23 protein-coding genes are annotated in these 24818 nt (G+C 71.2%); 2 read left to right on the top strand and 21 right to left on the bottom strand.

Going from position 1 to position 24818, the window contains the following annotated elements; genetic code table 11:
* Positions 1-9: 9 nt before the first annotated feature.
* From AC068B_RS13440 to AC068B_RS13430, 3 genes are all read right to left on the bottom strand, one after another.
* Entirely contained in the window at positions 10-1032 is a 1023-nt protein-coding gene (locus AC068B_RS13440; RefSeq protein WP_478671417.1) for a LacI family DNA-binding transcriptional regulator, read from the bottom strand.
* A gap of 211 nt (positions 1033-1243) precedes the next feature.
* Positions 1244-2611, bottom strand: coding sequence for a glycoside hydrolase family 6 protein (locus tag AC068B_RS13435; protein ID WP_478671416.1), 1368 nt, complete (start codon positions 2609-2611; stop codon positions 1244-1246).
* Entirely contained in the window at positions 2608-3810 is a 1203-nt protein-coding gene (locus AC068B_RS13430) for a glycoside hydrolase family 5 protein (protein WP_478671414.1), read from the bottom strand. Before AC068B_RS13430 ends, AC068B_RS13435 begins: the two co-directional genes overlap by 4 nt.
* A 479-nt stretch (positions 3811-4289) precedes the next feature.
* Between AC068B_RS13430 and AC068B_RS13425 the strand changes: the two genes are divergently transcribed.
* Positions 4290-4928 (top strand): hypothetical protein, encoded by a 639-nt coding sequence (locus AC068B_RS13425; RefSeq protein ID WP_478671412.1) that lies wholly within the window; start codon positions 4290-4292, stop codon positions 4926-4928.
* A 10-nt stretch (positions 4929-4938) separates the two neighbouring features.
* Here the strand turns inward: AC068B_RS13425 and AC068B_RS13420 are convergent, their stop codons facing one another.
* The 12 genes from AC068B_RS13420 to AC068B_RS13365 all read right to left on the bottom strand — a co-directional run bounded on the left by AC068B_RS13420 (position 4939) and on the right by AC068B_RS13365 (position 16616).
* Positions 4939-6264, bottom strand: a complete 1326-nt coding sequence (locus AC068B_RS13420) for an ABC transporter substrate-binding protein (RefSeq protein WP_478671411.1) — start codon at positions 6262-6264, stop codon at positions 4939-4941.
* 29 nt (positions 6265-6293) lie between these two features.
* On the bottom strand, positions 6294-7811 hold the full coding sequence (locus tag AC068B_RS13415) for a glycoside hydrolase family 43 protein (RefSeq protein ID WP_478671410.1): 1518 nt from the start codon (positions 7809-7811) through the stop codon (positions 6294-6296).
* A complete protein-coding gene (locus tag AC068B_RS13410; protein ID WP_478671408.1) occupies positions 7808-8647 on the bottom strand; it encodes a DUF6807 domain-containing protein in 840 nt (279 codons plus the stop codon). The genes AC068B_RS13415 and AC068B_RS13410 overlap by 4 nt, the downstream gene beginning before the upstream one ends.
* 7 nt (positions 8648-8654) lie before the next feature.
* On the bottom strand, positions 8655-9845 hold the full coding sequence (locus AC068B_RS13405; RefSeq protein ID WP_478671407.1) for a Gfo/Idh/MocA family protein: 1191 nt from the start codon (positions 9843-9845) through the stop codon (positions 8655-8657).
* Positions 9842-10708 (bottom strand): carbohydrate ABC transporter permease, encoded by an 867-nt coding sequence (locus AC068B_RS13400; protein WP_478671406.1) that lies wholly within the window; start codon positions 10706-10708, stop codon positions 9842-9844. Before AC068B_RS13400 ends, AC068B_RS13405 begins: the two co-directional genes overlap by 4 nt.
* Entirely contained in the window at positions 10705-11667 is a 963-nt protein-coding gene (locus AC068B_RS13395) for a carbohydrate ABC transporter permease (protein WP_478671404.1), read from the bottom strand. The genes AC068B_RS13400 and AC068B_RS13395 overlap by 4 nt, the downstream gene beginning before the upstream one ends.
* A 116-nt stretch (positions 11668-11783) precedes the next feature.
* On the bottom strand, positions 11784-13517 hold the full coding sequence (araD, locus tag AC068B_RS13390; RefSeq protein WP_478671402.1) for an L-arabinonate dehydratase: 1734 nt from the start codon (positions 13515-13517) through the stop codon (positions 11784-11786).
* Complete coding sequence (locus AC068B_RS13385; RefSeq protein ID WP_478672059.1) at positions 13514-14422, bottom strand: dihydrodipicolinate synthase family protein; 909 nt, start codon at positions 14420-14422, stop codon at positions 13514-13516. The genes araD and AC068B_RS13385 overlap by 4 nt, the downstream gene beginning before the upstream one ends.
* An 8-nt stretch (positions 14423-14430) precedes the next feature.
* Positions 14431-15078 (bottom strand): GntR family transcriptional regulator, encoded by a 648-nt coding sequence (locus AC068B_RS13380; RefSeq protein WP_478671400.1) that lies wholly within the window; start codon positions 15076-15078, stop codon positions 14431-14433.
* Positions 15079-15231: 153 nt separating this feature from the next.
* Positions 15232-15546 (bottom strand): ANTAR domain-containing protein, encoded by a 315-nt coding sequence (locus AC068B_RS13375; protein WP_478671398.1) that lies wholly within the window; start codon positions 15544-15546, stop codon positions 15232-15234.
* Positions 15489-15872 carry a hypothetical protein gene (locus AC068B_RS13370; protein WP_478671397.1) on the bottom strand — a complete coding sequence of 128 codons (384 nt, stop codon included), beginning with the start codon at positions 15870-15872 and terminating at the stop codon, positions 15489-15491. The genes AC068B_RS13375 and AC068B_RS13370 overlap by 58 nt, the downstream gene beginning before the upstream one ends.
* A gap of 60 nt (positions 15873-15932) precedes the next feature.
* The gene (locus AC068B_RS13365; protein ID WP_478671395.1) at positions 15933-16616 is read right to left on the bottom strand and encodes an ANTAR domain-containing protein; all 684 of its coding nucleotides are present in this window, start codon (positions 16614-16616) and stop codon (positions 15933-15935) included.
* 156 nt (positions 16617-16772) lie between these two features.
* On the opposite strand from AC068B_RS13365, the gene AC068B_RS13360 reads away from it, so the two are divergent.
* Positions 16773-17351: a hypothetical protein gene (locus AC068B_RS13360; RefSeq protein ID WP_478671393.1), complete on the top strand. Its 579-nt coding sequence runs from the start codon at positions 16773-16775 to the stop codon at positions 17349-17351.
* Positions 17352-17431: 80 nt separating this feature from the next.
* Here the strand turns inward: AC068B_RS13360 and AC068B_RS13355 are convergent, their stop codons facing one another.
* The 6 genes from AC068B_RS13355 to AC068B_RS13330 all read right to left on the bottom strand — a co-directional run bounded on the left by AC068B_RS13355 (position 17432) and on the right by AC068B_RS13330 (position 24749).
* The gene (locus AC068B_RS13355; protein ID WP_478671392.1) at positions 17432-17905 is read right to left on the bottom strand and encodes a DUF5709 domain-containing protein; all 474 of its coding nucleotides are present in this window, start codon (positions 17903-17905) and stop codon (positions 17432-17434) included.
* Positions 17906-17946: 41 nt separating this feature from the next.
* Complete coding sequence (locus AC068B_RS13350) at positions 17947-18333, bottom strand: VOC family protein (protein ID WP_478671391.1); 387 nt, start codon at positions 18331-18333, stop codon at positions 17947-17949.
* Positions 18299-18622: an ArsR/SmtB family transcription factor gene (locus AC068B_RS13345; protein WP_478671389.1), complete on the bottom strand. Its 324-nt coding sequence runs from the start codon at positions 18620-18622 to the stop codon at positions 18299-18301. The genes AC068B_RS13350 and AC068B_RS13345 overlap by 35 nt, the downstream gene beginning before the upstream one ends.
* Before the next feature lie 61 nt (positions 18623-18683).
* Complete coding sequence (locus tag AC068B_RS13340) at positions 18684-19409, bottom strand: class I SAM-dependent methyltransferase (RefSeq protein ID WP_478671388.1); 726 nt, start codon at positions 19407-19409, stop codon at positions 18684-18686.
* Between the two features lie 195 nt (positions 19410-19604).
* Complete coding sequence (locus AC068B_RS13335) at positions 19605-22088, bottom strand: SpoIIE family protein phosphatase (RefSeq protein ID WP_478671386.1); 2484 nt, start codon at positions 22086-22088, stop codon at positions 19605-19607.
* Positions 22089-22253: 165 nt separating this feature from the next.
* Entirely contained in the window at positions 22254-24749 is a 2496-nt protein-coding gene (locus tag AC068B_RS13330; RefSeq protein WP_478671384.1) for an MFS transporter, read from the bottom strand.
* Positions 24750-24818 lie beyond the last annotated feature (69 nt).

Genomic DNA, 24818 nt, shown 5'->3' with positions numbered 1-24818 from the left:
ACCCGGCAGTCACTGACTCGGGGGCGGGTTCGGGGCAGGACCCGTGCTCGCCCTCACCGTCAGTTCGGGGGCGAGGAGTTCGACCCCCTCCGTACCGCGCGCCGCCAGCTCGGCGACGATCCGCTCCACCGCCCGGCGCCCCATCTCCTGCGCCGGGATGGAGACCGAGGTGAGCCGCACGGACGCCCCGACCGCGACCTGGTCGGGGCAGATCGCCACCACCGAGACGTCCTCGGGAACCGCACGGCCCTGTCGGCGCAACAGCGCGAGCAGTGGCTCTACGGCCGACTCGTTCTGGACGACGAAGCCCGTGGTGCCGGGCCGTTCGTCGAAGATGCGGGAGAGCGTCATCGCCATCGCGTCATAGCCGCCGTCGGTGGGGCGGTGCAGCAGCCGCAGCCCCAACTCGCCCGCACGGGTGCGGAGTCCGTCAATGGTGCGCTCGGCGAAGCCGGTGTGCCGCTCGTACACGGCGGGCGCCTCGCCGATGACGGCGATCTCCCGGTGCCCGAGCCCGGCCAGGTGCTCCGCGCACAGCGCACCCGTCGCCGCGAAGTCGAGGTCCACACAGGCCAGGCCCTCGGGCTCGGCGGGGAGGCCGATCAGGGCGGCGGGCCGGTCGCCCGCGCGCAGCAACGGCAGCCGCTCGTCGTCGAGTTCGACGTCCATGAGGATCATGGCGTCGGCGATGCCGCTGCCGGTGACGCGGCGGACGGCGGCCGGGCCCTCAGCGCCGGTGAGCAGCAGCACGTCGTACCCGTGGGTCCGGGCCGTCGTGGTGACCGCGAGGGCGATCTCCATCATCACCGGCCCGTACATGTCGGTGCGCAGCGGCATCATCAGCGCGATGACGTTCGACTTGGCGCTCGCCAGGGCGCGGGCGCCCGCGTTCGGGTGGTAGCCGAGCTCCTCGATGCTGCGCTCCACGCGGTCGCGGGTGCCGCGGGAGATCGAGCGCTTGCCGCTGAGCACATAGCTGACCGTGCTGGCCGAGACCCCGGCGTGCCTGGCTACCTCGGCTAGGGTGACCATGGAGGGCTCCTCCGACTGAGCGTCTCTGGCGGTGAACCGCTTCGATGGGGACCGCCCACCGACCCTAGGCGGGCGGGCTTGAGCTGTCCAGAGACCTGTCGAAGCGCTTCGATTCACGAGCCGATCCCCTGTCATTCGCGTGCCGTTCCCGGAAAGGGTGGGCCGGACGGAGCCCGGCCCACCCGGGTGGTTCACCTGGTGCGGCCGCGCCCTACAGCTTCGGGTGCGCGTTCTTCATGAGCTCCTGGAACTGTGCAGAGAACCAGTGCCCGGAGAGCGGCGCGTCGGGCAGCGCGCCGGACTTGCTGTAGTTGTTGCGCACGTTCCCCTCGTACGTGGGGTCGCACATCCGGTCGAAGCCCTTGCCCTCGTCGTTCGGGATCTCCTTGCTCGCGCCGTCGGACTCCCCCGGCGGCTTCATCCAGACGTAGGCGTCGATCCCGGCCGCGGGCGCCGCCTTCGGCCGTTCGCCGAGGCCCGCGCCCGACTGGTTGCACCAGTTGCCGACGTGGATGCGGCGGTCGTAGCGGCCGCCGTTGACGTAGGAGTCCACGTCCGTCGTGGGGCCGGGCCGCGCGGGGCGTGCGGTGCCTCCCCAGCCGTTGCGGCTGGTGTCGATCAGCATGCCGATGTCCGAGCGGAAACCGGCGGAGACGAGCTGGTTGCGGAAGGCCTGGGCGAAGGAGAGCTCGTCGGTGTAGCGGTTCCAGTCGACCCACTTGGACTCGCGGACCGACCTGCCGTTGACCGTGTCGCCGATCTTGAAGTTCTCCTCCTTCAGCGCGCTGTAGTTGGCGGTGTTGGTGATGAAGCCGTGCACCTTGTCGACCGTGCTGCCCTCGGCGGTCGCCGCCTGGTGGAAGACCTGCGCGGAGGCGGCGAAGTTGTCGTCCCAGCCGATCCAGCCGTGGTGGCCCGCGTCCACGTAGTTGTAGACGTTCGGGACGGCGCCGAGCTTGTTCAGGGCGTAGCCGACGCCCTTCACGTAGTTGCCGTTGGCCTTCATCACGTCGCACTCGGGGGTCGCGGTGGGGCGGCCGGAGGTGTTGGTGACGAGGTTGGGCAGCGAGTCGATCTCGACGGTCGTGACGACGCGGAGGCCGGCGTACTTCGTGTCGGCGAGGATCTGCGCGATCGGGTCGATGTACTCCTTCTTGTACCGGTCGATCTCGGTGGGGCCGAGCTCGCCGTTGGAGGCGAGGGCCGCACAGTCGCGGCCCGGCAGGTTGTAGATGACTAACTGGACCACTCCTGCGCCTTGTTGGAGTGCCGCGTCGAGGTGGTCGCGCAGGCCCATCGCGTTGCCTGCGCCCTCGATCGCGGCGATCCGGTCGAGCCAGACGCCGGTCGGCTGGCCGGAGATCCGGCTGCCGCCCGGTTCGGCGTCGGCCTTCGCCTTCCACTCGGGGTTCACATAGACCTTGGCGCCCGCGTAGGGGTTGTCGACGCGTGCGGCGGCCGCGGCGGTGGGGGTGGCGGTGGTGTCACCGGCGAGTGCCGCGGCGGTGCCGCCACTCACGGCGAGCGTGGTGGCGAGGGCGAGCAGGAGGGTGCGTGATCTGTGGTGGGTGCGGCTCATGATGTGGTCGTTTCCTCTCGGGTTTCGAGGGCTCGGGCGTCGAGGGCTCGGGTTTCGAGGGCTCGGGTGTCGAGGGCGCGCAGGTGGTCGCGGAGCCCGCTGCCGAACGGGGTGGGTGTGCCGTCGTAGGAGGTGATGAGGGCCGGGCCCGATGAGCAGTCCCAGGCGTTCCAGGTCCAGCCGAGGTACGAGAGCCCGCGGCCGTCGAACCACTTCATGACGCGGTCGATGAACCCGTGGGCGCACGTGTTCTCGCCGATCTCGCCCGCGACGAGCGGGACTTCGGCGGCGACGGGGGCGAGGGTGCGCTGCCAGCACGCCTCGTCGGAACAGGTGTTGAAGTTGTAGACGTGCCAGGCCGCGGCGAGATTGCCCGCCGGGTCGTGGGGCGCGTGCCGCAGCCAGCCGCTGAGGTCGTTCGCGTACGCGATCCCGCCCGCGAGGACGAGGTTCTTGGCGCCGGTCGCGCGCACCGCGTCCAGCAGGTCCTGCATCCCGGCGACCTCGTAGCCGATGCCGGGGCAGCTGCCGCCGTCCCGCCAGCAGGCCCAGGCCTCGGCGGTGGTGGGGGTCGCCCGGTCCGGATAGGGCTCGTTGAAGAGGTCGAAGGCGACTTCGGGGTCGTTCTTGTACGCGTTGGCGACCGAGGTCCAGAACGCAGGTGTGTACTGGGCGTTCGGCATCGGCTTCTGGCAGCTTGCGTGAACGTCGGCGCAGCCCGCCGAGTTGCCGGTGTACTGGCCGTACGACCAGTGCAGTTCGACGACCGGGGTCATGCCGTGCTTCTGGACACGCTGCACCAATTCGTCTATCGCTGCACGGTAGTTGGCACCGCCGTACCGGGGGTCGATGTTGGCGGTGCCGAGCCAGCACTCTTCGTTGAGGGGGATGCGGACGGTGTTGGCCTTCCAGTCCGCGATGGCCTGGACGGAGGCGTCGTCGACGGGGCCGTCGAAGATGCCCCGGCCCTGGACGCAGGCGAACTCGCCGCCGGAGCGGTTGACTCCGAGGAGGCGGCGGGTGGCGCCCTGCGCGTCGACGAGCTTGTTGCCCTCGGCGCGCAGGACGGGCGGGGTGGCGGCCGCGGCGGGCCCGGCCACGACCGCCGAAGAGGCGGTCGGGGCGGTGAAGCCACCGGCGGCGAGCAGAGCGCCTGCCAGCACGGCGAGCATGCGTGACAGACGTGGGGGGTGTCGCATGAGCGACTCCTTCGAGATCAACTGACGGAATCGCTCCCACTGTTGAACGCGGAAGCTATCAGGGAGTTGCCGCTGGGGCCAGATAGGTTCACGCATTCTCCGGAGATTTATTAGTCGAATGAATTCGACACCCCGATACGCGCCCACTCTCTTGACATGCCCTCGCAATATCATGATTATGGGAGCGCTCCCACTGGTTCCCCGCACTTTCCGCCAAAGGATTCCGCTTTACTCCAACGGCGCAGTAGAGCGGCATCCCTTTTCACCTCCGGGTAGCTTCAAAAGCAAGTCCCCAGACCCCGGAGAAGCAATCAACCATGAAAAGATCCGTTTTCCGAGATGCGCCGCTCTTGTGGCTCCGCGCCCTCGTTCTCGTCGTGGCTTCGGCCACGATCGCCGCGGTGGTTCCCTTCAGCGCGCACGCCTCCGACCAGCGGAGCGAACCGAATCCTCCCAGCCGTCACGGTTACGCAAAACTCGTGAAGGACGGTTCCGACTTCCGCAGGCAGTACGCGGAGGAAACCCCGGAAAAGTCCCGTGCGTATATCGAGCGCACGAAGAATCAGGTCCTCTCCGGAAAGATCGCCGTACATCTTCCCGAAGGATCGGGCATCGACGCGGCCGGCGCCACCGTGCGCGTTTCGCGCTCCACCGGCGTCCGCATCGTCTACCTCACCTATGCGGGCACCGCCGCCGCCCCCAGCATGCTCGCCACCGTGTACGACCGCTCCGGTCGCGTCACCCAGACCATTGAGCACGTGTACCAGAACCTCCCCGACGACTCCGTCCGGGTGCGTGTCTGGATCGACGGCAAGGCCACGCTCGACAGGACGGCGGCCCCCAACGGCGAGGTGAGCGCCACCCCCAAGGAGGCCAAGGACGCCACGGAATCCTCGGCAGCCGTGGCACCCACACGGCCGAAGCTGCTCGCGGCCAGCTGGTGGGAGCGTTTCAAGGCCTGCATGATCCGGCAGGGATACACGGCGGCGACCCTGGCAGCCATCGCCGCCACGTGTAGCGCCTGCTTCACGGGCCCGCTGCAGTGCATCCCCTGCGTCATCACCCTGGGCATCACCGACTGGGTCGCGATCTACTGCGCCTACAACGCCTCGTCGTAGGCGCCGCGCGTCACCGGTTCTGTTCCTGCCATTCGGCCTGCGCCTCATTGAGCTGCTCGGCAAGACCGTCGAGGAAGTCCTCCGCCGACATCTTGCCGAGCAGCACTTTCTGGAAGTCCGGCTCGTTCTCGGCCTTGCTGATGGTGTTCCAGTCAGGCAGGTAGTACGGGAGCTGCACGATCTTCGTGGAGCCGTCGTTCAGTGCGGCGGCCGCCAGCTCGGTCGTTTCCGCCTTCCTCACCCAAGGGTCCTTGGCGGCACGGGTGTTGGCGGGAATGGCACCCGCCGACTCGTTCCACTTGCTGTTGGCGGCGTGCGAGGCCGCGAACTCCATGAACTTCCAGGCGGCCTTCTTGTTCTTGCTCGACTTGAACAGGCCGAGCCCGTCGACCGGGTTGGACACCTGTACGCGGACACCCGCGTCGGTCGTCGGGTTCGGCAGGCCGCGGAACTTGCCCTGGCCGAGCGCCTTCACATGGTCCGCGTAGGACCCGAGGTTGTGACTGAGCATCCCGATCCGCCCGTTGTCCCATTGGGCGTTCATCTTCGTGAAGTCGTTGTTGAGGTCGGCGGAGGGCGTGGCCGCCTTGTAGAGGGCTGCGTACTTCTTCAACGCGGCCACGTTCTTCGGATGGTTGACGGTGGTCTTGTCGCCGTCCCAGAACGAGCCGATGCCCGACTGCCCGTACATGGCGTCGAGCGCCTGCGCGATGGAGCCCTCGCCGCCGCGGATGGTGTATCCGAAGCGGTTGTCCTTCTGGTCGGTGAGCTCGTCGGCCGCCTCGTAGAACCTGGACCAGGTGGTGGGCGCGTCGAGGCCCGCCGCCTCGAACAGGTCCGTGCGGTAGTAGAGGACGCCGTTGCTGGCGGAGGTCGGCACCGTGTACAGCCGACTGCCGCCACCGGCCGCCCGCACGCTGTCCACCATCCCCTTGTTCAGCTCGCCACCCAGCGCGCTGCCGTCGACGCGTTGGTCCAGCGGCTCCAGGGCGTCCTGCGCGGCGATCCCGGCGAGCATGGCCGCGCCGACACCGCCGACATCGGGCAGTCCGCCGCCCTGGATGGCGGTGTCGTACTTGGACTGGACGCTCTCCGCGGGCACGCCGACGTACTTGACCTTGATCTCGGGGTTGGCGCTCTCGAAGTCCTTGATGATCTCCTGCCAGATGTCGTGCCGGACGGCCGTGTTGTTGTCCCAGAAGGTGATCTCGCCCTTGCCCGAGCCCTCGCCGCCCTTGTCCCCCGCCACGCCGCTGCCGTCGTCGCCGCAGGCGGTGGCGGTCAGTGCGAGGACCGCGGTCAGCGCGAGGGCGGTCGTGCTCGTTCTCTTCTTCATCGTCGGCTCGCTCCTCAGTGGGTGGATCTTCAGTGGGTGATCCGGAAGTGCGTGAACAGGGCCGTACCGGCCGGGCCCCGGCCGCTCGGCGCGGCCGCGAACAGGCCGAACAGCGCGCCGACCCAGTTCCACGGCGTCGCGGCGAACACCGGTCCCGAGGGCCGGAATCCGTCGCCGGTGTCCGCGTGGAGGCGGCAGCGGGCGCCCTCGGTGACCTCGATGCGCAGTAGGGCCGTGCCGTCCGGCGCCGGGCGCGGGCGCTCGGCGTCGCGCTCGGGGCCGTCCCGCTCGGCGAACCGGTGCACGAGCCGGTCCGTGCCGTCCGCGTCCCGTTCCAGGCCGATCCAGGAGTACGCGTCACCGAGTACCGCGAACCCGGCCCGCGCGCCCGGCGCGTCCGCGGCCAGGCTCAGTCCGACCTCCGCGACGCACGGCGCGAGCGGCAGGCGCTGGGTGAGCACATGCGGCAGCGTCCGCAGATCGGGCGCCTGGGCGGTGCGCACGCAGGCCAGTTGCAGGCCGTCGCCGGGGTGCGAAGTGGCCCATCCGGCACGGGGGTTGGCGGTCCACTGCCACTGCCGTCCGTGCCGTCCGCCGGGGAAGTCGTCGTCGGTGGCGGGCGCGGCGGCGGGCTGCCGCGGCAGGTCCGGCTTGGGGTGTACGCGTACGGGGGCGCCGTCGTCGCCGAGCACCGGCCAGCCGTCGGCGTCCCAGCGCATCGGCTGGAGGTGGACGACTCGCCCGTAGGGTCCGCGCTGCTGGAAGTGCAGGAACCAGTCCTCGCCGCGGGCGGTGCGCACCCACCCGCCCTGGTGCGGACCGTTGACGTCGGTGCCGCCCTGCTGCAGCACGATGCGTTCCTCGTACGGTCCGTGGAAGCCGCGGGAGCGGAAGGCGCCCTGCCAGCCCGTCGCCACTCCCCCGGCCGGGGCGAGGATCCAGAACCAGCCGTCGTGCCGGTAGATCTTGGGACCTTCGAGGGTGAACCAGCCGGGGATCAGGTCGCCGTCGATCAACACCTGCCCCTCGTCGAGCAGTTCACGCCCGTCGGGGCTCATCCGGTGGCCCGTGATGCGGTTCTTCACGCCGGACCGCGACTTGGCCCAGGCGTGCACGAGGTGGGCGGTACCCGACTCGTCGTCCCACAGGGGGCACGCGTCGATGAAGCCCTTGCCGGGTTTGATGAGGTGCGGGCGGGTCCAGGGGCCGCGGATCTCGGGCGCGTTGACCTGAAAGATCCCGTGGTCGGGGTCGCCCCAGAAGATCCAGAACCGTCCGCCGTGCCGACGCAGCGAGGGCGCCCAGATCCCACAGTCGTGCCGGGGCACGGTGAAGGCCTCCGCGGGCTCCAGGCGGTCGACGGCATGGCCGATCAGCGTCCAGTTGACCAGGTCGCGGGAGTGCAGCAGCGGAAGCCCGGGGGCGCGGCCGAAGCTGGACGCGGTGAGGTAGAAGTCGTCGCCGACCCGCAGCACGTCGGGGTCGGACCAGTCGGCGGCGAGGACGGGGTTGCGGTAGGTGCCGTCGTCGGGGCCGGGCGCCTTCACGCCGTCACCGCCTTGCGGACCAGCGCCGTCGCCTCGTCGCGCGTGAGGGTGCCGTCGGCGACGACGGTCACCACGCGGCGTACGACGGTGTCGCCCGGCGCGACCTGCAGCCGCTCCCCCGCGGCGAGGGAGGAGCCGACGCCGGGGTACTCGGCGGCGCGCACGAACCACGGGTCGCGGCGGGTCGCCGCGGTGGCCCCGGCGAACACCAGGGTCCAGCCGTCGCCCGCCAGGGCCAGCCAGTCGGCGCGGGCCGCGTGTGCGGACGCCTCGCCCTCGGTGTCCGCGGTGAACACGCGCGGGGGCGCGGACTCCTTGGGGGCGCGCCAGAAGAATCCTCCGTACCCGGCGCCGGGTCGGCCGTTGGTGGCGGGGCTGGCGAAGGACACCTCGTCGCCGGTGACGTTGGTGAGGGAGAAGGTGAAGTCCAACGCCCATGCGGTGGCGCCGAGTTCGGTGGCGGCGACCGTGCGGTGCTCCCTCAGCAGCACCTCGCCCGCGGCCATCCAGGTCAGCTCCTCCATGAAGCCGTCGGGGTCGTGCAGCTTGAAGCCCTGGTGGCGCTGCACCCCGTGGTCGTCTAGGTCGACGGGCCCCCGGTCCCGTACGAAGGTGCGGCCGCCCCAGAAGTTGCGGCCCGCCACGTCGGGCACGGCCACGCCGACCCCGAGGTGGTGCGGGTGGTCCGCCGGGCCGAGCTCGCTGACGGTCGTCCCCGCGAGGGTCGTGACCGGGTGCAGGTAGGGGCGCGGGGACAGCCGCCGTTCCAGGTCGGTCCGGTAGGCGTAGCGGCCGACGGGCCGTCCCGCGCAGCGCAGGACGAGGGAATGCTTCATGACGTACTCACCTCGTTGTGAAGGTCGTCGGGGCGGGCCGGGCCCAGTCGGCACCCAGCTCGGAGTAGAGGCAGAGGGTGTCGGCGGCGAGCGTGACCAGGCCGTCGATGCCGGGCACGACGCGTCGTCCCGCGGTTGCGCCCGGGGCCGCGCGCCAGGCCCGCTCGGGCAGTTCGACCGGGTCGGGGGCGGTCCTGACGGCCTCGACGACCCGCATGAAGGCGCCGGTCGCGGCGGGCGGCGCGAGGAGCCGGGTGCGGCCCGCGAGGTGCTCGACGAGGTTCTCCAGGAGGTCGGTCCTGTCGTGGAGGGTGGTGTGCGCCGGGGTGGGGCCCGCGCCCGCGCCGCGCACCTCCACCCGGTCCTGCCGGTACCGGAAGGTGATGCGCCCCCGGGTGCCGTGCACGACGACGTACGGTTCCCCGGCCGTCTCCGCACACAGCGTCGCCGCCACGGTGACCCGGCCGCCGGTCGCCGTGCGGACGCGTACGCAGGAGGTGTCGTCGGACTCGATGGCGTGGGCCCGGAACAGTTCCGTCTCCACCGACGTGACGTCCTCGGCCCCCGTGGCGTCGGCCAGTGCGAGGGCGGTGGCGACGGCGTGCGCGAGGGGGTTGGTCAGGACGCCGTCGACGACGTCCGCGCCGCCGAGTCGGCGTCGTCCCGCCCAGGGCGCACGGCGGAAGTAGGCCTCGTCGCGCACCCATGCGCCCGCCCCGCCGACACCGGTCACGTCACCGACCGCCCCCTCAGCGATCAGCCTTCGGACGGCGGGGATCGCGTGCGAGCCGAGCGACTGGAAGCCGATCTGGACGGCGGTGCCCGCGGCGGCGGCCGCGTCGGCCATGCGCAGGAACTCCTCGTACGACGGCGCGGGCGGCTTCTCCAGGAGCAGGTGGACGCCGCGTGCGGCGGCGGCGAGGGCCAGCCCGGTGTGGGTGGGGATGGGCGTGCAGATCACGGCGACGGCGGCGCCGGTCGAGTCGAGCAGCCCCGCGAAGTCCTCGGACTGCGCCACCTTCCCGAACCCGTCGAGTTCCTCGTCGGTGAGCGGCCGCAGCTCGCAGACGCCCACGAGGCGTACGAGACCGGTGTGCTGGAGGCGGCGGATGTTCTCCAGGTGCCGGACGCCGTGGCCGCGCGCCCCTGCCAGGACCACGGGCAGCGGCGGCCGTCGGCTCCCGGCTCCGGTGCTCACCCCTTCACCGCCCCGGCGCTGAACCCGGTGACCAGCCACTTCTGGATGAAGGCGAAGACGATCACGACGGGCACGGCGGCGACGACACCGCCCGCGGCGAGCGCGCCGAGGTCGACGCTGTCGGCCCCCATGAGCGTGGCGAGGCCCACCGGGATCGTCTGCTTGCCCTGGTCACTGAGGAACATCAGGGCGAAGAGGAAGTGGTTCCAGCTGTGCACGAACGCGAAGGACCCCACGGCGATCAGGCCGGGCCGCAGCATCGGAAGCACGATGGCGCAGAACGCCCGGAAGCGTCCGCAGCCGTCGACCCAGGCGGCCTCCTCCAGGGAGTACGGGACGTTCTTGATGAAGCCGCTGATCAGAATCATCGAGAGCGGGAGCTGGAAGACGGTCTCGGCGACGATCACACTGCCGAGCGAGTTGATCATCTGCAGTTCGGCGAAGATCTGGAAGAGCGGCACGAGCATCAGGGCGCCGGGGATGAACTGCGAGCACAGCAGCGCCAGCATGAAGCCGCGTTTGATCCGGAAGTCGAAGCGGGCCAGGGCATAGCCGCCCGCGAGGGCGACGAGCGTGGTCATCACCATGGACGCGACGCCGACGAGCAGGCTGTTCTGGAAGAACGTCGCGAAGCTGCGCTCGGTCCACACCTTGTCGAAGTGCTCGAAGGTGACGGGCCACGGCACCAGCGAGGTGGAGCCGCTGGGGCGCAGGGCGAAGAGCAGGATCCAGTAGAAGGGGATGAGGGTGAAGAGGAGGTAGAGGCCGAGGGGGAGGTAGATCTGCCAGCGGGGGGCCTCGTCCCAGGCGCGCTTCTTGGCCCGTCTCGTGCGCTGGTCGGCGGTGGTGACGGCGACGGTCACTTGTCCTGCCCCCCGAACTTGCTGAGCCGCAGATAGAGCAGCGAGCAGAAGAGAAGAATCACGAAGGCGATGGCGGTCAGCGCGGAGGCGTAGCCGAAGTCGTGGGAGTCGACGGCGATGGACGCGATGCGCAGCGGCAGGGTCGTGGTCTCGCCCGCGGGTCCGCCGCCGGTGAGCGTGTAGAGCAGGTCGACGTTGTTGAACTCCCAGACCGCGCGGAGCAGCGTGGAGAGGATGATCGCGTCCTTCAGGTGCGGCAGCGTGATGTGGAAGAACTGCCGGACGCGACTGGCTCCGTCCACCTCGGCCGCCTCGTACAGGTCCTTCGACACGGACTGGAGGTCGGCGAGGATGAGGATCGCGAAGAAGGGGACGCCACGCCAGAGTTCGGCGACGACGACGGCGGGGAAGACGGTGCCGGTGTCGGAGAGCCAGGACGTACCGTAGGAGCCGACGCCGAGGTCGGCGAGGTAACGGGTGATGCCCGTCTGGGAGTTGAACATCAGCAGCCAGATCGTGGACGTCAGCACGCCGGAGACGGCCCACGGCGAGAAGACGAGGGCGCGGGCCGCCGCGCGGCCGACGAAGGTCTGGTTGACGAGGAGTGCGAGCGCGAGCCCGAGCAGCAGTTGGAGAACGACCTCGACGGCCACCCACTGGAAGCTGAAGCCGAGGGTGCGCCAGAAGTCCGGGTCGTCGGTGAACGCGGTGACGAAGTTGTCGAGGCCTGCGAAGCCGTTACGCCAGGGCTTGGTGGGGTTGTGGTGGCGCAGGCTGTAGTAGAAGACGCTGAGCACCGGGTAGGCGATGAAGCCGAGCATCAGCAGGGCGGCCGGGGCGATCAGCAGGTACGGCAGTCGGCGCGGGGTCGTCCCGGTTCTGCGCCGCTTCCCCGGCGGGGGCGGCGGCGCCTGCGCGGTGCCGGGCGGTGGCTTCGCCACGGCTGCGGCGTGTGCCATGACACTTCTCCGATCGTGGATGTAGAGAGGTGAAGCGCTTCGCGTACGTTGTTCGAGATCTCGGACATAGCAGGGCTCGGGCATGAAGGGGCGGGGCCCAGGTACTCCTGCCGCTGTCAGCCGACGTACGGGTCCGGCACCGTGCCGGGCCTGGCCAGGAACGCGAAGTCGCACCCCGTGTCGGCCTGCGTGATCTGCTCGCTGTAGAGCGCGCCGTAGCCCCGCTCGTAACGGGCTGGCGGCGCCACCCACGCACTCCTGCGCAGCGCCAACTCATCTTCGGACACGTCGAGTCGCAGGCTCCGCGCCGGTACGTCGAGGGTGATGAGGTCGCCGGTGCGGACGACGGCGAGCGGTCCGCCGACGTACGATTCGGGCGCGATGTGCAGCACACACGTGCCGTACGACGTGCCGCTCATCCGTGCGTCGGAGATCCGCACCATGTCCCGCACCCCCTGCTTCAGCAGGTACGCGGGGATCGGCAGCATCCCGTACTCGGGCATGCCGGGCCCGCCCTTGGGGCCCGCGCCCCGCAGCACGAGGACGTGGTCGGGCGTGATGCCGAGCGCCGGATCGTCGATGGTGCGCTGCAGGGTGCGGTAGTCGTCGAACACGACGGCGGGCCCGGTGTGCCGGAGCAGCCGCGGCTCGGCGGCGATGTGCTTGATGACGGCGCCGTCCGGGCAGAGGTTGCCGCGCAGGACGGCGACTCCACCCTCCGTGGCGACCGGGTTGTCGCGGGGGCGGATCACGTCGGCGTGGTGGACGCGGGCGCCCGCGAGCTGCTCGCGCAGGGTGTCGTGCGCGACGGTGGGGCGGTCGAGGTGCAGCAGGTCCGTGATGCGCGACAGGAAGCCGGGCAGTCCGCCCGCGAAGTGGAAGTCCTCCATCAGGTAGCGCTCGCCGCCAGGACGTACGTTGGCGAGGACGGGCACGGTGCGGGCGATCCGGTCGAAGTCGTCGAGGGCGAGCCGTACCCCGGCTCGCCCGGCCAGCGCGATGAGGTGGATGACGGCGTTGGTGGAGCCGCCGAGCCCGAGGACGGTGGTGACCGCGTCCGCGAAGGCGTCCGGGGTGAGGATCCGCGACAACGTCCGCCCCTGCCGGACGAGTTCGACGATGCGAAGGCCGGAGGCGGCGGCCATCCGCTCGTGCCCGGAGTCGACGGCGGGGATCGACGAGGCGCCGGGCATCGTCACGCCGAGCGCCTCCGCGGCGGCGGTCAGCGTCGATGCGGTGCCCATGGTCATGCAGTGGCCCGGGGAGCGCGCGAGGCCGCTCTCCAGCTCGGTCAGCTCGCAGTCGCCGATGAGCCCGGCGCGCCGGTCGTCCCAGTACTTCCACATGTCCGTGCCGGAGCCGAGCACCTCACCCCGCCAGTGCCCGGGCAGCATGGGCCCGGCCGGTACGAACACCGTGGGCAGGTCGACGCTGGCGGCGCCCATGAGCAGCGCGGGCGTCGACTTGTCGCAGCCGCCGAGGAGCACGGCGCCGTCCACCGGGTACGAGCGGAGCAGCTCCTCGGTCTCCATGGCGAGGAGGTTGCGGTAGAGCATGGGCGTCGGCTTCTGGAAGGTCTCGCTCAGCGTCGACACCGGGAACTCCAGCGGGAACCCGCCCGCCTGCCACACCCCCCGCTTGACGGCCTGCGCGCGCTCGCGCAGGTGGGAGTGGCAGGGGTTGATGTCGGACCAGGTGTTGAGTACCGCGACGACGGGCTTGCCCAGGTGCTCCTCGGGGAGGTAGCCGAGCTGCCGGGTGCGGGCGCGGTGGCTGAAGGAGCGCAGGCCGGACGAGATGGTCTCGCCGTACCACCGCTGGCTGCGCAACTCGCCCTCGGGGAACGTCATACGGTCCACCCGGCGACGATCGCCGCGACCTCGGCGCGTTCGGTTTCCGGCAGGAGGCTGCTCGGGGCGCGTACGTCGCGGCGGCACAGGCCGAGCGCGGCGAGGGCCTCCTTGACGACGGTGACGTTGTGGGCGGATCCGTCGGCGGCCCGCAGCTCCTCGAAGCGGCGGATCTTCGCCCATACGTCCATGGCGGCCCGATAGTCGCCGCGTCGAAGCGCTTCGATCATATGCAGCGAAAGGGCGGGGGTGACGTTCACGAGCCCGGAGGTGAAGCCGGTGGCTCCCGCCGAGAAGTACGAGGGTGCGTACGACTCGGCGAGCCCGGCGACCCACACGAACCGGTCCAGCCCCGCGTCCCGCGCGAACCCGGCGAAGCGTGCCGCGTCCGGCACCGCGTACTTGACGCCGATGACATTGGGGCAGGCGTCGGCGAGTTCGGCGAGGCGGGCGCCGGGCAGCGCGGCGTCGCGCAGATAGGGGACGACGCCAAGACAGGGCACGGCCTCGGCGACGGCCCGGTGGTAGTCGACCCAGCCGCTGTCGGAGACGTACGGGTGCATGGGCTGATGGATCATCACCATGTTGGCGCCGACGGCCTCCGCGTGCCGGGCGGCGTCCACCGCGGTGATTACGTCGTGGCCGACACCGACGAGGATCGCCGCCCGGCCCGCCGCCTCCTCGACGGTCGACTCGACGACGGCACGCCGCTCCTGCGGCGCGAGTGCGTAGAACTCCCCCGTGTTGCCGTTCGGCGTGAGGGTGCGCACCCCGGCGTCGAGCTGTCGCCGCAGGAGCTTGCGGTGGGCCCCGTGGTCGATCGAGCCGTCCGCGGCGAAGGGGGTCACCGGGATCGCCACCACGTCGGCGAGCGCGGCGCGCTGAGCGTCGTACAACTCCGTTATGGCTACGGTCACTTGAGGTCCCCTTTCAAGGGAAAGGCGCGCTGCACGAACGACGCGATGTGGCGGTGCAGCGCCTCGGCGGCGCCGTCCGCGTCCCCGGCGAGGGCGAGCCGCAGGATCTCCTGGTGCTCGGCCGCCTCGCGGGCCCACGAAGGATCGGCCGCCCAGGCGACGGCTGAGACGAGAGCGGCCTGGTCCCGCACCTCGTCGAGGAGGCGGCCGAGCAGCGGGTTGCCGCAGGCGGAGTACAGCGTGCGGTGGAACTCCCGGTTGGCCAAGGACCGTTCGGCGGCGTCCTCGGCGAGGTCGGCCCGTTCCAGTGCCGTACTCGCGGTGTCGAGCGCCGCGCCGCGGTGGACGGTGCGGCGCAGCGCCTCGGGCTCCAGGAGCAGCCGCACGTCGTACACCTCGCGCGCCATGGCCGCGTCCACGGTGCGCACGGCGGCCCCCTTGTACTGGCTCATCGCGACGAGGCCGGTGCCCGCGAGGGTCTTGAGGGCCTCGCGCACGGGCGTCTTGGAGACCCCGAACTCACCGGCGAGCTCCGTCTCGACCAGGGGCTGCCCCGGCCTCAACTCGCCGCTGAGGATGCGGTGCTTGATCGCTTCGAGCACGAACTGCGTGCGCGAGGGGATCGGGGTCGGCACGGACGTCATGGGCACCCTCGGATCTCACGTATCGCGTATCACGTCTCATATATGACGTACGAAGTACGACGCGTAGAAGCTAAGAGGGAGCACGGACTTCGTCAACGCTTCTGACAAAAACGCTTCCGACAAAGGAGAGAGGTCCCAACAGCGCCTGGTGGCCTAGCCGTTCGCCGCGCCACCGGCCGGGTAGTGACGCATCGGCGCGGCGGGCGGCGGTGGGAGCTCGCCGGTGTCGACGATGTGCCGGGCCACGTCGGTGAGCAGCAGACGCTGGTGGCGGGCGTGGCGGCGCATGGCGGCGAAGGCGTCGTCGAGGGACGTGTTGCGCTGGGCCGCGAGGAAGCCCTTGGCCTGTTCGATGGTGATGCGGCTGTGCAGCGCGGTGTGGAACTGCTCGTTGACGGTGTCGGCGGCCTTCAGGGTGCGGGCGTGGAGCAGGCCGATGGTGGCCGCGTCGGCGAACGCCTGGGCCATGGCGAGGTCGTCGGCGGGCAGCGGGCTGCGGGAGCCGTGGCGAGGCTTCCGGGGCTGACGATGCGCGCGGTGCGGTAGGCGTCCAGAGCCGGGCCTTCCCCCAGGGCCAGATCGAGGACCGCGGCCAGCGTGGGGCTCGGGTCGCAGGGGGCGGGGCTGCACAACTGCGGCCCCGGGTAGGCCAGCAGGACCGCCACGTCGGTGACCGCGAAGATGTCACGGCAGCGGACGGTCAACTGCTGCAGGAAGTCGATGACGTCGAAGTCGGCGACGAGAGTGTCGGCGAGTTCGACGAAGGTTTCAGCGATCTTCTGTTCTCGGCTCATGCCTTGACTCCTCGGTGCCCGGGTCCCTCCCCCAGAGGGGCCCGCACAGAACAGCGGGGTTCACGACGGGAGTTCCCTGAGGATCTCGCGGGCAGCTTCGGTCAGTGGTCGGCCCGAGGCGAAGGCCCGGGCCCGCAGCCGGACCAGGGCCTCATCCAGTGGCACGCCGAGCCGGTAGCTGAGCACACCGGTCGCCTGGTGCACTTCGGCCCAGTGCAGATCGACCGCGCCCGCCTCCCCCGGCCCGCCGGAGGAGTCGTCGGCACCCGGCCGCCAGGCCAGCAGCCGGACGGCCAGCGCGTCTGCCACCCGCAGCCCGTCCGCCGCCTGCCGCGCGGTCAGCGGCCCCGGCGTCACGCGGTATCCGGTCAGCGCCCCGAGCCGCATCCCACCCGAGCGGACCGGCCAGACGAACATCGCCCGCACCCCCAGCGCCTTGGCTTCCGCGCCGAGTTGCGGCCACCGCTCGCCCGCGCACCCGCACAGATCCGGCACCTGGTACGGCGCCTCACCGAAGTCCACCGCCACCCCGGGCCCCTGCCCCAAGGTGAACTGCGCATCCTCCAGCCGCGCGCTGACGTCGTCGCTGAACCACACCAACTCGGTGCCCGACCGCATCGAGACCGCGATTCCCCCCAGGCCCAGCGCATGCGCGCACCGCACCGCCCACACACGGTGCTCCCCGGCCTCGACGGCCCGTTCGAGACCGACGAGCAGTTCGTGCACGGAAACCCGGTGCTCCATCACTGGGTCTTCCGCGCCGAAGAGCGAACCGGCCCTGGAAGACAGGCACGTTCCATGCTCGGAAGACTACTCCCCACCCCCTACGGGGGCTCGCCGTCGCAGGAAGTCCCGCCGGTGGGTACCGTGCGGCATCGGAGACCCGGACGAGGAGGCCCCGTGGCGCTCGTGGATCAACTGCCCGCCCTGATGGGCGTCGTGGTCGGCACGCTCGGCTCGTACGCCGTCCAGAGCCTGACCGAGCGCCGACGGTGGACGCGGCAGCGGGAGGAGCGGTGGGACGAGAAGCGCTTCGAGACGTACGGCCGATACGGCAACGCCCTCAAGTCCCAGCTCCGCATCGCCCAGCGCATCGGCGCCGCCCTCGGATTCACCGACGTGGCCGACCCGTTGCAGCCTGCGGACGGGCTGCCCCTCCTCGCCGACGCCGAGTCCCACCGGGCGACGGAGTGGGAGTCCGTCCTGCTGGTCGGGGACGCGGAGACCATCGCGGCGGCGCGCCGCTGGCACGAGACGATCTGGACCATCGAGCTGCTCGTCCGGGAGGGACCGGTCGACGCGGAGATGTGGACCAGGGCCCATCGCCTTGCGAGTGCGGCGCGGGACGCGTTCTACGAGAGCGCGCGGGGGGACCTCGGCATCGCGGGAGCACCCCCGCCTCCGGGAGAGTGGCCCCGGGCCTGGCGGGCCGAGCTCTCCGGGGAGGTGCACCCGCCGAGGCCCGGACGTTCTCAGTAGGACCCGGTACGCCCCTTGGAGTAGTGGACCGACGTGTCGTAGTCGCCAGGACGGCCCTGACGGCCGACGGACCGCGGCCCTCAGTCCCGCTCGTCCGGCAGCGGCGGCAGATCCTCGTCGCGGACGATGTGGACCGCCGCCTCCTCCGCGCCCGCCGCGCCACCGTCGATGCCCTCGTCCCGGGCCACCACCTGTTCGGCGCCCCCGTCCGGGGCGACCAGACGGCCCGCACGGTCCCGCCCGGCCTCCGGGTCGATGGGCTCGCCCTCGCCGTCCGGCAGGTCGCCGATGCCGTCACCGCCGGGGGCCTCGACGTCGGGGACTTCCTGCCGCAGCCGCTCGTCGAGCGTCTCGCCCTCGTGCTGCTCCGCCGCCGTCGTGCCGGTCCTGGTGACTCCGAGCGGCTTCTCCGGCGGCGAATACCCCTCGTCGAGCATGTCGTCGTACGTACGCTCGTCCAGCGCGTCCTGCAGGTCCAGCGGCGCCGCGTCCTGCTGCTCCTCGTTGCCGCCTGTGGGCTGGTAGACGTCGTCCGCCATGTTCTGGTCGCTCATGACTACCTCGCGCTCGGGGTCCGGGTGGTCCGCGGCCGACCCTAGACCGTGTGCATGATCTGGATCAGGTTGCCGCAGGTGTCGTCCAGGACCGCGACGGTGACGTCGCCCATCTGCAGCGGCTCCTGGGTGAAGTACACACCGAGCCCGCGCAGCCGCTCGTACTCCGCGGCGACGTCGTCCACGGCGAAGGCGGCGGCCGGGATGCCGTCCTCGACCAGCGCTTCCTTGTACGGCTTCACCGCGGGGTGCCCGTCGGGCTCAAGGAGCAGCTCGGTCCCCTCGGGGTCCTCGGGCGAGACCACGGTCAGCCACCAGTCCTCGCCGACCGCGACCCTGGCCTTCTCCACAAAGCCCAGGACGTCGGTGTAGAAGGCCAGCGCCTTGAGCTGGTCATTGACGAAGACGCTCGTCAGGTTGATCCTCATCGGTGCTCTCCGTCGCGTCGGGCTTGAGCCATCTGGTCATGATGCGCTCCAGGGGGGCGGTGTCGAGGGCGTGGTACTTGTAGCGGCCCTGTCGCCGCGTGTGGACCAGACCCGCCGATTCGAGTACGGCCAGATGCTGACTGATCGCCTGCCGGGACAGTCCCAGACCATGCCTGGTCAGCAGCCGTGAGCAGATCTCGAACAGGGTCTGGCCGTCCCTCTCCACGAGCCCGTCAAGGATGAGCCGACGGGTGGGGTCGGCCAGCGCCTTGAAGACATCCTGTTCCATGACCAGATGATATGCAAGCAGCGACTTGCCTATCAAGGCGGAGGCCGATCACCCCGGCCCCTCAGCCCCTGCGCCCGATCACCAGCCACCTCGACGGCAGCTCGATGCGCGCGCCGTCGGCAGTGAACTCGGTGGTGGTCAGCGGCATTTCGCCCGCGGCGAGAACCGCGAGCCCGGCCGATTCGACGTACGAGGCCACCGAGGCGTCGTCGACATCGGCGGGCGCCAGACCGTGCGCGAAGATCGGCGCCAGCTTGGGCGGCGGCCCGGCGGGGCTCTGCACCAGGCCCATCAGGACGGGGCGCGCCGCCTCCGAGGGCTCCACGACGAAGGCCCGGCCGCGCTCGCCGAGCAGCGTGGCGACGTTGTCGAGCAGCGGCTGCCGGTCCTCGGGGTCGCACTGGTGGAGTACGCCCCGCATGTAGACGTTCGCGTCGCCGATCTCCGCGTGCAGCTGCTCCGCCTCGCTCTTCTCGACCGCGTCGAGCTCCCGGAAGTCGACCTGGTCCGCCGGGTCGGCGCGCCGGGCGTGGTCGAGGGCGGCCGCCGACAGGTCGACGCCGAGGACGCGCGGATAGCGGTCGGCCAGGAACCGGGTCTGGGTGCCGTTGCCGCAGCCGAGATCGATGACGGGCAGATCGACGGCGGTCATGTGCGGTTCGAAGAGCGCGAGGTGGAGGCCCGCGGTGAGGACGGGCTCGGCGTCCCAGAAGACCGCCCCCTGCTCGTCGGAGGCCTCCCGCCAGAACCCTTCCCACGCCTCCCTGTACCGACTCGTGACGCTCATGTCCGCTCTCCCCGGGGTGCGACGAAAGCCGCCGAAGCCGACGACAAGATCGGTCTACCGCGCCCGGGTCACACGGACAAGCGCCCGCGCATTCGTTCACCGTGCATTCGGTACGTTGCCACCGGGCGCGCGACCGCGACACGCGACCACGGCGCACGGCTATTGAGGTGCGCGCAGGGCGGCCCGGCCGACCGGCTAGCGGCGCGGCAGCGCCAGTTCGCACCACACGGTCTTGCCCCGGCGCGTGCGGCTGGTGCCCCACTCCTTCGCGAGCCCGCTGACGACGCGCAGCCCGCGCCCGAACTCGTCGCCGGGTCCCGCGCTGAGCAGGGTCGGCAGCGTCTGGTCGTCGTCCTCGACCTCGCACGTCAGCACCCCGGAGCGGACCATGCGCAGGTCGATCCTGCTGCTGCGGGAGTGGCGCACGACATTGGTGACGAGCTCGCTGACGACCAGCTCGGCGTTGTCGCTCAGCCCCTGCAGGGACCAGCCCCGCAGCTGGGCGCGGACCATCTCGCGGGCCCTGCCCACCTCCGCGGGGTCGACGGCGAGCCGCCAGTGCGCGACGTTCTCGGTCGCGATTCCGTTGAGCCTGGCCATCAGGAGCGCCACGTCGTCCTTGCGGCCGCCGCGGGTGTTGAGCGCGCGGATGATGGTGTCGCAGGCGTCGTCCATGGAGGCGGCGGGGTGTGCGGCGGACTCGGTGAGCGTGGCGAGGCCGACGCCGATGTCCTCGCCGCGGACCTCGACCAGGCCGTCGGTGCACATCAGCAGCCGGTCGCCGGGCGCCACCCGCAGCCGAACCGATTCGAAGGGCACGCCGCCGACGCCGATGGGCGCTCCGGTGGGCAGGTCGAGGAGCTCGCTGCGGCCGTCCGCGGCGCGCACCAGGACGGGCGGGATGTGTCCGGCGTTGGCGAGGTGCAGGTCGCTCGCGATCGGGTCGTAGACCGCGTACAGACACGTCGCCAGATAGTGCTCGCCGAGGCGCTGTGCGAGGTCGTCGAGGTTGCGCAGGAGCTGCTCGGGCGGCAGGTCGAGCGCCGCCATGGTCTGGACGGCCGTGCGCAGCTGCCCCATCATCGCCGCCGAGTTGAGGCCGTGGCCCATCACGTCGCCGACGACGAGGGCGGTCCTGGAGCCGGGTAGCTTCACGGAGTCGAACCAGTCGCCGCCCACCCGGCCGAGGAGCGTGCCGGGCAGATAGCGGGTGGCGATGTCGCAGCCGGACATCCGGGGCTGGATGTGCGGCAGCATGCTGTCCTGGAGGGTGTCGGCGACGCTCTCCTGGTAGGTGTACATGCGGGCGTTGTCGAGCACGAGGCCCGCGCGGGCGGCCAGTTCGGCGCCGGTGACGCGGTCCATGTCGTTGAAGACCGGCCGCTCCCGGTGGCGCAGCAGGATCATGAAGCCGAGCACCACATTGCGCGCCTTGAGCGGTACGACGAGCATCGAACGGTGGTTGATCAGCGGGCGGATGTCGCGCTTCTCGAACTGGGAGGCGATGGCGTTGCCCATCTCCTCGGTGATGCGGGGCACGAGCACCGGGTCGCCCGAGGTCATGCACTGGAAGAACGGCGTGTGGGCGGGGAACGGCATGGACTCGCCGACCGGCACCACGTCGTCCCAGCGGCCCGGCTCGTCGGTGTGCTCCACGGCGACCCGGTGCCACATCGTGGTCTCGTCCGGCGGGCCCTCGGGGAAGCCCTCGCCCGCGACGACCTGCTCGCGCAGGTAGGTGCCCGCGACGTCCGTGAAGCGCGGCACGACCGCGCGGCTCACCTCCAGGATCGTCCGCGACAGGTCGAGCGAGGAGCCGATCCGGCCACTGACCTCGTTGAGGAATTCGAGGTGCTCGCGCACGGCCGCGTACTCGAGGTCCTCGCCCTCGTCGTCCACCGCTTCGGGGGCCACCGGGAGTCCGCTGGCGTCCGCCTGCGCGGCGCGCTGTCTGCGCTCCTTGCGTTCGGCCCGGCGGGCGACGCCCCAGTCCGGAGTGACGGGCACCCGGTCGTGGCGGCTGAACTCCAGGACGGGATAGCCCAGTTCGAGCACCTGGGCGACGATGCGGGCGCTCTCCCCCACGCTCATGCTGGGCAGGATCTCGGGCAGCCGGGCGGCGAGCTCGTCCGCGCCGGGGAAGTCCGTGTGCAGGGCGAAGCCCGGCGCGATGCGCTCGACCTGCGCGTCCCGCTCGCTCCGCCCGGCGGTCCCGGCGCCCTCGGCGCCCCCTTCAACGGGTTCTTCGGCCGCCGCCAGTCGCGCGGCGTCCGCGGCGAGCACGAGGAGCCGCTCGGGGCCGGGGCCGACCAGTGGATACGCCCACCACAGCACGTCCAGGCGGCTGTTGTCGCCGTCCTGGCCGCTCCCCGGCCCGGTGAGTCGCGCGCGCCCGGCGGCCGGGTAGGAGCTGCGCCGGTCGAGGGAGGTCTCCAGGTCGGGGCCGAGTCCGTCGAACGCGCCGTAGGGCTCGCGGTCCTCGGGTATTGCGCCGTGCACCGGAAGCAGGTCGCCCACCGGACGGCCGACGGCCTCGTCCCTGCCGCACCCGAACAGGCGTCGCGCGCCGATGCTCCAGTGCGAGACGAGTCCGGTTCCGTCGACGACGACCACGGCGAGTGGGATGCGGCCGGACGCGGCACTCTGCGTCAGCGGCTCGCTCGGAGTGCCCTGTTCCATGGCTCATGCTCCTTCCCGCGGCAGCAAAAGATCTGAGCCGCCACCAACCACCGTACGGCCGCCGCAGGTTGCCGTGCGGGGCAATGCGGGAATTGGCCCGGCACGCAGGGGCACCGGCGCACGCCCCCACGGGGGCACCCCGTCGCGGCCTGTCGCCGGAAGCCCTCAGTCCTCGTGACCGAGCTGCAGATCCCGCTCCGTGCGGCCACCGCCCGCGACCTGGAGGACCGTGGCAACCGGCGGGTAACCCGCCGCGATCACGGTGTACTCGCCGGACGACAGGTCGACGAAGCGGAAGGTGCCGTCCGCCGCGGTGGTCAGGGTGTCGACGACGTTCCCCGCGGCGTCGAGCAGTGTCACGCGCGCGTCCTCGACGGGCCGCCCGCCACCGGCCCGCACGGTGCCCCGCAGCACGGCGCCGCCCGCGAGCTCGACGTCCTGCCGGGTCTCGCGCGAGGCCTGCACGGTGACGGGGAGCGCGGCGGGGCGGAACGCGGGTGCGCTGGCGGCCAGGGTGTACTCGCCCGCCACCAGCTCCGTGATGACGTAGCTTCCCTCGCGCCCGCTGCGGGTGGTGGCGACGACCTCGCCGCGGACGTCGGTAAGGGTGACGGCGGCGTCCCTGACGGGCGTCCCGTCGGCGGTCACCACGGTCCCCGCGAGGCGGCCCGCCCCGCCGAGGACCACGTCGAGCTCGACGGGCCGCTCGCCGACGGTGACGGTGACGGCCTGCGGCTGGTGCCCGCCCGCGGCCGCGATCAGCACGAACGATCCGGTGCCCGGGGTCGCCAGGGCGTACCGCCCGTCCTCGCCGCTCGCCCCGCGCCCGATCTGCTGTCCGGACACGTCGATCAGGGTGAGGGCCGCGCGGGGCACCACGGTGCCGTCGGGGTGCTGCACGGTGCCGCAGACGGGGACCCCGGCGGTGTACGTCGTCGTACGGGCCTGCGGAACGGTCCCTGCCGTCCCGGCTTCGGGGGCGGGTGCGTGGTGGGAGGCGGCGCTGGACAACAGGGGGGTCTCCTTGAGGAAGAAGGCGAGCAGCATGCCGAGGACGAGCACCGGCACCAGGTAGAGGAAGATCCGCGGCATCGCGTCCGCGTAGGCCTGGATGTAGCCCTCGCGCAGCGGTGCGGGCAGCTTGTGGACGAGCTGCGGGGTGATGGACTCGGCGTCGGGCACGGCCTTGCCCGACCCTGCGGGGAGCCGGTCCCTGAGCGCGTCGGCGAGCCGGTTCGCGAAGAGCGTGCCGAAGATCGCGGCTCCTACGCTGCCGCCGATCTGCCGGAAGTAGTTGTTGGCGCTGGTGGCGGTGCCCAGGTCGGCGGGGCGGACCGCGTTCTGCACGGCGAGCACCAGGACCGGCATGACCAGGCCGATCCCCGCGCCGAGTACCGCCATCCAGATGCTGTACTGCAGCCGGGAGGTGTCCACTTCGAGGCGCGAGAGCAGCCACATGCCGACGACGGAGAGGATCCCGCCGAGGATCGGAAAGATCTTGTAGCGCCCTGTGTGACTGATGAGTTGCCCGGAGACGATCGACGCTCCGACGATGCCGCCCATCATCGGCAGCATGAGGAGGCCGGACTCGGTGGCGCTCGCGCCGTCGACCATCTGCAGGAAGGTCGGCAGATAACTGGCCGCTCCGAAGAGGGCGATTCCAACGACCATGCCCACAAGACCGGTGATGTTGAAGACCGGATCACGGAACAGACGCAACGGAATGATCGGTTCTGCCGCGAACTTCTCGGCGACGAGGAAGAGCACGGTGGCCACGACCGCACCGGCTCCGAGCCCCAGGATCACGCGGTCGCCCCACGCGTACTCGGTCCCGCCCCAGCTCGTCAGGAGGACGAGGCAGGTGGAGGCCGCGGCCAGCAGCAGCGCGCCGAGCACGTCGAGCCGGGCCCTGGCGGTGCGCTTGGGCAGCTTCAGGACGAGCGAGACGACGAGGAGCGTGACGAGCCCGAAGGGCACGTTGAAGTAGAAGCACCAGCGCCAGGAGGCGTGGTCGGTGAAGAAGCCGCCGAGCAGGGGGCCCGCGACCGAGGCGAGGCCGAACGCGGCGCCGATCAGGCCCATGTAGCGGCCGCGCTGCCGGGGCGGCACGATGTCCGCGATGATCGCCTGGACGCCGATCATCAGGCCGCCCGCGCCGACGCCCTGGATCGCGCGGAAGGCGATCAGCTGCTCCATCGTCCGCGACCAGCCCGCCAGCGCGGAGCCGATGATGAAGATGACGATCGCGAACTGGAAGACGCCCTTGCGCCCGAAGAGGTCGCCGAGCTTGCCGTAGATCGGCAGGCCGATGGTGGAGGTGAGCAGATAGGCGGTGATCGCCCAGGACATCTTGTCGAGACCGTGCAGCTCACCGACGATCTTCGGGAGCGCGGTGGCGACGATCATCTGCTCCAGCGCCGCGAGCAGCAGCGCGAGCATCAGCCCGACGAACACCATCCGTACGCGGCCGGGGCTGAGACCGAGGGCCGCCGGGTCGAACGGTGCCGGTGGCGGCTGGCCCGCGCCCTCATCGCCCGGCCGGTCGCCCGGCTCCGGGGGCGCGTCGGCCGCCTCGTGCCGCCGCTCGCCCTGCCCGTGCCGTTCGTGCGTCTCGTGCCGTTCGTCCTGCTCGGCGACCTGCACCAGCGTCGTCCCGCCCACGTACTGCTCCCCTCGTCGCGCCTGCGCCGCCCATTTCTCGCATTACGCGACAACTGCGAGCAAGCGCGA

The sequence above is a fragment of the Streptomyces sp. NPDC042371 genome, assembly GCF_056437465.1.
This window is presented reverse-complemented; position numbering and strand designations above follow the sequence as displayed.

Bases quoted from the DNA above. Each gene is read 5' to 3' on its own strand.
- AC068B_RS13420 (WP_478671411.1), bottom strand. From the start codon at position 6,264: ATGAAGAAGAGAACGAGCACGACCGCCCTCGCGCTGACCGCGGTCCTC.
- araD (WP_478671402.1), bottom strand. From the start codon at position 13,517: ATGACGTTCCCCGAGGGCGAGTTGCGCAGCCAGCGGTGGTACGGCGAG.
- AC068B_RS13345 (WP_478671389.1), bottom strand. From the start codon at position 18,622: ATGGAACAGGATGTCTTCAAGGCGCTGGCCGACCCCACCCGTCGGCTC.
- AC068B_RS13440 (WP_478671417.1), bottom strand. From the start codon at position 1,032: ATGGTCACCCTAGCCGAGGTAGCCAGGCACGCCGGGGTCTCGGCCAGC.
- AC068B_RS13380 (WP_478671400.1), bottom strand. From the start codon at position 15,078: ATGACGTCCGTGCCGACCCCGATCCCCTCGCGCACGCAGTTCGTGCTC.
- AC068B_RS13435 (WP_478671416.1), bottom strand. From the start codon at position 2,611: ATGAGCCGCACCCACCACAGATCACGCACCCTCCTGCTCGCCCTCGCC.
- AC068B_RS13340 (WP_478671388.1), bottom strand. From the start codon at position 19,409: ATGAGCGTCACGAGTCGGTACAGGGAGGCGTGGGAAGGGTTCTGGCGG.
- AC068B_RS13410 (WP_478671408.1), bottom strand. From the start codon at position 8,647: ATGAAGCATTCCCTCGTCCTGCGCTGCGCGGGACGGCCCGTCGGCCGC.
- AC068B_RS13395 (WP_478671404.1), bottom strand. From the start codon at position 11,667: ATGGCACACGCCGCAGCCGTGGCGAAGCCACCGCCCGGCACCGCGCAG.
- AC068B_RS13375 (WP_478671398.1), bottom strand. From the start codon at position 15,546: ATGGCCCAGGCGTTCGCCGACGCGGCCACCATCGGCCTGCTCCACGCC.
- AC068B_RS13355 (WP_478671392.1), bottom strand. From the start codon at position 17,905: ATGAGCGACCAGAACATGGCGGACGACGTCTACCAGCCCACAGGCGGC.
- AC068B_RS13335 (WP_478671386.1), bottom strand. From the start codon at position 22,088: ATGGAACAGGGCACTCCGAGCGAGCCGCTGACGCAGAGTGCCGCGTCC.
- AC068B_RS13370 (WP_478671397.1), bottom strand. From the start codon at position 15,872: ATGAGCCGAGAACAGAAGATCGCTGAAACCTTCGTCGAACTCGCCGAC.
- AC068B_RS13430 (WP_478671414.1), bottom strand. From the start codon at position 3,810: ATGCGACACCCCCCACGTCTGTCACGCATGCTCGCCGTGCTGGCAGGC.
- AC068B_RS13365 (WP_478671395.1), bottom strand. From the start codon at position 16,616: ATGGAGCACCGGGTTTCCGTGCACGAACTGCTCGTCGGTCTCGAACGG.
- AC068B_RS13350 (WP_478671391.1), bottom strand. From the start codon at position 18,333: ATGAGGATCAACCTGACGAGCGTCTTCGTCAATGACCAGCTCAAGGCG.